The 1,525-nt window shown below is 51.1% G+C and carries 2 protein-coding genes; both read right to left on the bottom strand.

Annotated elements, in window-relative coordinates; genetic code table 11:
• Positions 1-189: 189 nt before the first annotated feature.
• A complete protein-coding gene (locus HXY34_14055) occupies positions 190-561 on the bottom strand; it encodes a hypothetical protein (GenBank protein ID NWF97257.1) in 372 nt (123 codons plus the stop codon).
• Positions 562-574: 13 nt separating this feature from the next.
• Positions 575-1,525: hypothetical protein (locus HXY34_14060; GenBank protein NWF97258.1), on the bottom strand; the 951-nt coding region annotated here is incomplete at its 5' end.

Consider the following 1,525-nt stretch of genomic DNA (forward strand, 5'->3'; position numbering starts at 1 on the left):
TGACGGTAGTATAAGAACCAGACGACAGCGAGGACGACTAACACTAGCTTGCTCCAAACGGTGACCTTGAATGCTTCCTTGACTGCCGTAGACACACGTTGTGGCGGATGTACTCAAGTGGCACCATCAGGCGAATTGGAGTCGCATCTCGTGTTATCTGACTGCACGCAGATTACGTGGTGTGTGGCATCATGAATCTGAAACTGTCTTCAGGCGCAAGCAGCCTCTCAAATCCCGAAGTACAAATCCCACGAATACTGCAACGGCAAGAAAGTAACTCCATACTTCACTGCCTGACGACGAGCCGGGGCTCAGCCACTCTTGGATTCCTATCAGTCCATTCCAAGAAACGAATACACCGACGAAGGGTACTGCCGACAAACATGCAGCGATGAGCATCGGATGACGTAAGAACAAGCTCTTCGCTTTCAGGCTTGCCTTGGCCTGCCTGCACTGCTTCACGATTCTATTCGTAGCATACCAATCCCCGTACATCATGATGAAACCTGTTATGAACGCGAGTATGGAAACGGTCAAGAATACCCCTTCATTCTGCATCAACTGCAGTAACACCTCACACTGATTGTCCTAGATGGAGTATAAAGCCGCATACGAAGAGAGCCAGACATATGAACAAGAACACCTTTGCTAACAGCATCCTCTTTGATGCTTCTGCTGCGGCTTTCTGCTGTTCCTCAGTGAGCTCTCTCTGCAATCGCTTCATAGCCCAATCGTACGCCTTTTCTGCAAAGTAACCAGATACCTTGACACCCGGCAAGATGAAGGTGAGTATGTTGTATATAAAACCTACATACGCCGCAGCGGCCTGCCCATGAGTCATGAGACCCTGTGTCACACTTGACCAGACCATCATAACAGTCAGGTAGAAGTAGTAGAGTACCAACCCTACCGCAGCGACTCCCGCCAAGATGGTTGCCGGGTGTGGGGGTCCTAAGCTTCTCGCAAATACCTCGAACACAGTTAGCGCCGTAATCGCCATCGAAAAGATCAGTCCCCTCCACTGATCGAAGGACGCCGAAAAGATACCGTCAATGAGGTCGGGAAGCGACCCGTCGCCCATTGGGGTGAATAGCTGGATGACTTCGAGAGATATGCTGCATAGTATGTCGATACCTATCTGGATTCTCATTGTTTCCTGCAACTGTGACGAGTACCACTCTGTGACTATGTGCAGGACCGGCCAGAACCCTGTCCAGAATGTCCAGACATGGTCGAACACCTGAGACAAGATCAGAGCATAGAAGCTCTCTGCGGCAGGGTCCGAGGTCGCATGCGTCCCTGAATTGGTGTAGGGCTTGTCAGGCCTGTCGTCATGATCCTCGTCAGGAGGAATATAGCTGTTGTCAGGTGGAGTGGACACATTCGGATCTCTTCTTTGGGGATTGGCCACCACGTTGATGTCCTGCACCCTCATGTCCACCAGCGAGTAGGACTGATATCTCTGGCCGAGAGTGACGACGTACTTGATGACCCGCGACGCATTGTCAACCGCAGCAATTGGTAA

The organism is Candidatus Thorarchaeota archaeon (genome assembly GCA_013388835.1).
Lineage (GTDB): Archaea > Asgardarchaeota > Thorarchaeia > Thorarchaeales > Thorarchaeaceae > JACAEL01.